This window comes from Trabulsiella odontotermitis (genome assembly GCF_001188485.1).
GTDB classification, from domain to species: Bacteria; Pseudomonadota; Gammaproteobacteria; order Enterobacterales; family Enterobacteriaceae; genus Trabulsiella; species Trabulsiella odontotermitis_A.
This window is the reverse complement of record NZ_JNGH01000105.1, coordinates 209,838-216,023: the sequence shown is the minus strand read 5'-3', so window position 1 is coordinate 216,023 and position 6,186 is coordinate 209,838. Positions and strand designations below refer to the sequence as shown.

At 57.1% G+C, this 6,186-nt stretch carries 5 protein-coding genes and 2 pseudogenes; 4 read left to right on the top strand and 3 right to left on the bottom strand.

Features of this window, described 5'->3' with window-relative positions; all coding sequences use genetic code 11:
* Positions 1 to 490: regulatory signaling modulator protein AmpE (gene ampE / locus GM30_RS18670; RefSeq protein ID WP_155484009.1), on the bottom strand; the 490-nt coding region annotated here is incomplete at its 3' end.
* A complete protein-coding gene (ampD, locus tag GM30_RS18665) occupies positions 487 to 1,050 on the bottom strand; it encodes a 1,6-anhydro-N-acetylmuramyl-L-alanine amidase AmpD (RefSeq protein ID WP_049849848.1) in 564 nt (187 codons plus the stop codon). The genes ampE and ampD, both read right to left, overlap by 4 nt.
* 142 nt (positions 1,051 to 1,192) lie before the next feature.
* Between ampD and nadC the strand changes: the two genes are divergently transcribed.
* The 4 genes and pseudogenes from nadC to hofC form a co-directional block, all read left to right on the top strand.
* Entirely contained in the window at positions 1,193 to 2,086 is an 894-nt protein-coding gene (nadC, locus tag GM30_RS18660) for a carboxylating nicotinate-nucleotide diphosphorylase (protein WP_049849847.1), read from the top strand.
* Between the two features lie 184 nt (positions 2,087 to 2,270).
* Positions 2,271 to 2,669, top strand: coding sequence for a prepilin peptidase-dependent pilin (gene ppdD / locus GM30_RS18655; RefSeq protein WP_049849846.1), 399 nt, complete (start codon positions 2,271 to 2,273; stop codon positions 2,667 to 2,669).
* Positions 2,670 to 2,680: 11 nt separating this feature from the next.
* Positions 2,681 to 4,066 (top strand): type II secretion system protein GspE, encoded by a 1,386-nt coding sequence (gene gspE, locus GM30_RS18650; protein WP_049849845.1) that lies wholly within the window; start codon positions 2,681 to 2,683, stop codon positions 4,064 to 4,066.
* Positions 4,056 to 5,100: pseudogene (hofC, locus tag GM30_RS24855) on the top strand (protein transport protein HofC); the annotation flags it as partial. The gene gspE and the pseudogene hofC, both read left to right, overlap by 11 nt.
* Here hofC and GM30_RS18645 read toward each other — a convergent pair.
* Positions 5,099 to 6,034 (bottom strand): annotated as a pseudogene (locus GM30_RS18645) (GMP reductase); the annotation flags it as partial. The pseudogenes hofC and GM30_RS18645 overlap by 2 nt on opposite strands.
* Between the last annotated feature and the right edge of the window lie 152 nt (positions 6,035 to 6,186).

The window sequence follows — 6,186 nt, the reverse complement described above, 5'->3', positions numbered from 1 at the left end:
CGGTGAGCGTCACCGGGCCGAGCGGCCCGCCAACCACAAACCAGAACAGCGGCGCGAGGTAAAAACGGTAGTTAATCCACAGCAAGGCGTTTTGCAGTTCACGGAGGTATTCGCGTTCGTCGCAGCCCGGCGGCACGCCGTGGATCAGCGTCAGCTCGCTCGCCATTGAATCGCAGGCATGGCTGTCTTTGCGCGCGGCGGCTTTCAGGTAAGCGTGATAATGCACCCGCGATTTCCCCGCCCCGATACACAGCAGGCCGAGCAAAATCCACATAATCAATAGCGGGACGTTAAACAGCAGGCCATACAGCGCGCGCTGCAACAAGTAAACCACTACCATCGCGACGAGGGTCATCAACAGTGTGCTAAAGAGGGAATACCGTTTAGTGCGGCGGAACAGGACTTCCAGTCGGTGATCGAGCTGCCAGTGCTCGCCCAGCTTGAACAACCGCTCGGCGATCAGCACCAGCAACGTAGTAAACAGCGTCATGTCATCTCCTTATCTGACGAGGGGGTGACCAGTGCACGAAACCGCGCCCAGTCGAACGCCGGACCGGGATCGGTTTTGCGTCCTGGCGCAATATCACTATGGCCTGTCATATTATCGGCAAGCGCGGGGTAAACACGGATTAATAATTGTGTTAACGCCGCCAGTTGCTGGTACTGCGCCGGGGTAAACGCCAGCGTATCCGTGCCTTCCAACTCGATACCTATCGAAAAATCGTTACAGCGCTCGCGCCCCTTATAGCTCGACACGCCAGCATGCCAGGCACGCTTATCAAAAGGGACGTACTGCACAATTTCGCCATCCCGGCGGATCAGGCAGTGCGCGGACACCCGCAAGTGGGCGACTTCAGCAAAAAAAGGATGAGCAGCAGGATCTATCGTTCCGGTGAATAGAGCGTCAATCCACGGCCCGCCAAACTCGCCGGGTGGCAGACTGATATTGTGCACCACCAGCAACGACGGGGTTTCATCATCAGGACGGCAATCCTGGTGCGGCGACGGCACACGTCGCGCGCCCACCAGCCATCCCTCTTCTAACTGCATGCAAAAATCTCCTCATTCAGACACAACATCATTCAGGACGCATCGACGCCGTGCGAAGGATGAAGTCTATATATGGTACTGATACCCGGTTCAGAGTAGCATGTTTCAATCTTATGATTCGTTACCATTTTGGAGTTTTATCATGCCGCCTCGCCGCTATAACCCCGAGCATCGACGTGACGCGCTGCTTGAACGCATCAACCTTGATATTCCCGCCGCGGTGGCTCAGGCCCTGCGTGAAGATTTAGGCGGAGAAGTGGATGCCAGTAACGATATTACCGCGCAATTGTTGCCGGAAAATACGCGCGCTCACGCAGTGGTGATCACTCGTGAAGAGGGCGTTTTCTGCGGTAAGCGCTGGGTAGAAGAAGTGTTTTTACAGCTCGCGGGCACGGACGTCTCCATCACCTGGCACGTCGCTGACGGTGACAACATCACCGTTAACCAGCCGCTGTTTGAGCTGGACGGCCCGGCGCGCGTCCTGCTGACCGGCGAACGCACATCGCTCAATTTCGTGCAAACTCTCTCCGGTGTCGCCAGCGAGGTTCGCCGCTATGTTGCGCTGCTGGAGGGCACCCACACCCAGTTGCTCGACACGCGTAAAACGCTGCCGGGCCTGCGCACCGCGCTGAAATATGCCGTGCTGTGCGGCGGCGGGGCCAACCACCGTCTGGGGCTCTCCGATGCCTTCCTGATCAAAGAAAACCACATCATCGCCTCAGGCTCTGTTCGCCAGGCGATTGAGAAAGCCTTCTGGCTGCACCCGGATGTGCCGGTGGAAGTGGAAGTCGAAACGCTGGATGAACTGAGCGAGGCACTGAAAGCGGGCGCTGACATCATCATGCTGGATAACTTCACCACCGAACAGATGCGCGACGCCGTGAAACTGACCAACGGCCAGGCGCGCCTTGAAGTCTCTGGCAATGTGACCGTCGAGACCCTGCGTGAATTTGCCGAAACCGGCGTGGATTACATCTCCGTCGGTGCGCTGACCAAACACGTTCGCGCGCTCGACCTGTCAATGCGGTTTAAATAAGCCTCGCCTTCTTTTCCCCTCTCTGCCTGAGAGGGGAGCTATTCTCCGATCCGCCTCGTATTTTTCCGTAACGCCGCTGCACAGATATAAAAACAGCTGAATCCGTTATCCTGATTTTTGTTTTGCCATTCGCACTGTGCCTGGGTTGCTGACAGAGTGGCTGCGACCAAAACAGGAGCAGCTTATGAGCAGACAACACGGATTTACGTTGATTGAACTGATGGTGGTGATTGGCATTATTGCCATTCTTAGCGCCATCGGTATTCCGGCTTACCAGAATTACCTGCGCAAAGCGGCGCTGACCGACATGCTGCAGGTGTTTGTTCCCTGCGTCTCCGGCTGCAACGGCAGCACCAACGGTATTCCCTCACCTGCCACCAGCCGCTACGTCTCCGCCATGAGCATTGCACAGGGCGTCGTCACGCTCAGCGGGCAGGAGAGCCTCAACGGACTGACGGTCGTGATGACCCCAAACTGGGATAACGCTAACGGCATCACCGGCTGGCAACGCGTTTGCGACGTGCAGAACGACAGCGCGCTACAACAGGCCTGTGAAGACGTTTTCCGCTTTGACGCACAGTAAAAGGAGATGTGATGAAACAGGAACAACTGGACGCGCTGTGCAAACGCCACGATGCCGTGCTGCTGAACAGCAGCGAACAGATGCTCAGTATCGCGGTCGTGGAAACCCCTTCGCCGGAACTGATGGAAGCCCTGCGTTTCGCCACACAAAAGCGGGTGGATATTGAATGCTGGAGCCAGGAAGCGTTGGATAAACACCGGCAGATGGTGTCGCAAACCCGGCTTCCGGCTGTCGCCGACGAAGGCGGAAATGCCGTTGAACTGATCAACCAGACGCTGCAACAGGCACTGGTGCAGCGGGCCTCAGACATTCACTTTGAACCGGACGATGAATACCTGCGCATTCGTCTGCGGGTGGATGGCGTCCTGCATACGCTACCACGGGTACCCGCCTCGCTGGCGCCAACACTTATCGCACGTCTGAAAGTGCTGGGAAATCTCGATATTGCCGAGCGCCGATTACCACAGGACGGGCAGTTTACGGTGACGCTGTCCGGCAAAGCATTGTCTTTTCGCATCGCGACGCTTCCCTGCCGCAACGGTGAAAAAATCGTGCTTCGCCTGCTGCACCGTCAGGAGCAGGCGCTGGATCTTCAGGCCTCGGGCATGTCGCCCGCACAGCTGTCAATGTTCACCCAGGCGCTGGAAAATCCGCAGGGGCTGATTCTGGTGACAGGCCCCACAGGGAGCGGTAAAACCGTAACGCTGTACAGTGCCATGCAACAGCGCAACACGCCGGACGTGAATATTTGCAGCATTGAGGATCCGGTAGAAATCCCCATCGTCGGGCTGAATCAAACGCAGATCAACCCGCGCGCGGGCCTGACGTTTCAGAGCGTGCTGCGTGCCCTGCTCCGCCAGGACCCCGATATTGTCATGGTGGGGGAAATCCGCGATGGCGAAACCGCAGAAATTGCCATCAAAGCCGCGCAAACCGGGCATCTGGTGTTGTCGACGCTGCATACCAACTCCACCAGCGAAACACTGATTCGCCTGCAGCAAATGGGCATTGCGCCGTGGATGATCTCCTCCGCCCTGCAACTGGTGGTGGCTCAGCGCCTGGTGCGCAAGCTATGCCCGCACTGCCGTAAGAAAATGCCCGACACCATCACGTTGCCGGCAACCCTCTGGCCCCGCCCGCTTCCCCACTGGCAGGCTCCCGGCTGCGAACGCTGCTATCACGGTTACTATGGCCGGATGGCATTGTTCGAACTGCTGCCTGCCAGCCCGGAAATGCGCCAGCTGATTGCCGCCGGGGTGACAGCGTCTGACATCGAACGGCAGGCTCGCCGCGCAGGAATGACCACGCTGTGGGAGAGCGGCTGTCAGGCCGTTGAACAGGGGTTAACCTCGATGGAAGAACTGCTGCGGGTGCTGGGAATGCCGCATGGCGAATAACCAGCTCTGGCGATGGCGCGGCCTCAATGCGGATGGCGAAGGCACTGGCGGCACGCTGTGGGCAGCGCATCGCACCGCGGTGCTGTTTCAGCTACAGGCGAGTCAGATANCACCCCAGCGCACAATGGCAGGCGCTGTTGCTCGCCCTTGCAGAGGAGCTACGTCAGGGCATCGCCCTCTCGGAAGCGTTAAAACAATGGCCTGCCGTGTTCCCGCCGCTGTTTGTGTCGATGATCCATACCGGTGAACTCACCGGTAAACTGGACGTGTGTTGCCTGCATCTCGCCGCGCAACAGAATGCACAGCAGCAGTTGTCCATGAAGGTGAAAAAAGCGCTGCGTTATCCGCTGATTGTCTTGTCTGTAGCCTTACTGGTGGTGGTGGCGATGCTGTGGTTTGTCCTGCCGGAATTTGCCGCTATCTACCAGACGTTTAACACGCCGCTACCTGCGCTGACACGCGGCGTGATGACAGCGGCAAACCTTCTGCATCAGGGCATGCTGCCGCTGCTGGTTTGCCTGGGCATCGTTATCGTACTGGCGCGGCGGTATAAAAATCATCCTCGCTGGCAATGGTTGCGGCAAAAGCATTTGCTGCGCATCCCGGTGGCTGGAGCCCTGGTTCGCGGGCAAAAACTCAGCCAGATTTTCACCATTCTGTCACTGACGCAAAATGCCGGCATCGCGTTTTTGCAGGGGCTGGAGAGCGTGGAAGATACGCTGGAAAACGGCTGGTGGCGGGATGTTGTTCAGGATGCACGGCAGGCGATCACCTTCGGTAGCCCTGTCTGGCAGGCGCTCCAAAAGACAGGCGCGTTTACGCCGCTATGCCTGCAATTAATCAGAACCGGTGAAACCTCAGGGTCGCTGGATCGTATGCTCGATAACCTTTCCCGCTACCATCGCGAGAAAACAGAACAGCTGGCGGATAATCTGGCGACTTTACTGGAGCCCATCATGCTGTTAGTCACAGGGATAATTATCGGGACGCTGGTGGTCGCCATGTATTTGCCCGTCTTCCGCCTGGGGGATGCAANCCGCCGAGAATATCGCGCGCGGTGTTTTCGACCGGGCCACGCAACGGCAGCTTCACCGTTTTGCCTTCTGCGGCACGATATCCGGCAACGCCACCCACGTGGCGCTTCATTGCGGACTCGGAGCTCATGCCGTAGAACAGCATGAATTTCTCGCCGTTCTCTTCGACGATACTGCCGCCGCTCTCTTCATGACCGGCCAGCATGCCGCCGAGCATGACGAAATCTGCGCCGCCGCCGAACGCTTTCGCGACATCGCCAGGCATGGTGCAACCGCCATCGCTGACGATCATGCCGCCCAGACCGTGCGCCGCGTCAGCACATTCGATAACGGCGGAAAGTTGTGGATAGCCCACGCCGGTTTTGACGCGCGTGGTGCAGACCGAGCCAGGGCCGATGCCGACTTTAACGATATCAGCGCCGGAAAGGACCAGCTCTTCACACATTTCGCCGGTCACCACGTTGCCTGCACAGATGGTTTTGGTCGGCCACGCCTGACGCGCTTTCGACACAAACTGCACGAAATGCTCGGAGTAACCATTGGCGACATCAATACAAACAAAGTTCAGTTGCGGGTTCTGATCGAGAATCTGTTGGGTTTTCTCAAAATCAGAGTCAGACGTGCCGGTGGAAACCATCACGTGTTTCAGCACCTTCTCAGAGGCTTCCTGAACAAATGCGTTCCATTCGGCGACACTATAGTGTTTATGCACTGCGGTCAGAATATCGAATTCGGCCAGCGCCGCCGCCATGGCAAATGTGCCCACGGAATCCATATTCGCCGCAATAATCGGCACACCAGACCATGTCTGACCGGAATGCTTAAAGGTAAATTCGCGTTCCAGCTCAACATCGGAACGGCTTTTGAGGGTAGAGCGTTTCGGGCGGATAAGAACGTCTTTAAAACCCAACTTCAGATCTTCTTCAATACGCATGTGCGGATTCCTGGGGTTAGAGGCAAAAATGGACTAAGCACAACTCCAGTGACGTTATCATACGCAGTAATCAGGGCTTCGCAAGACTGCGATTTTCACTTTTTTTACGCTACAATCCTATAAATTTACCTGGCGAAAGGTGTTGTTAACAC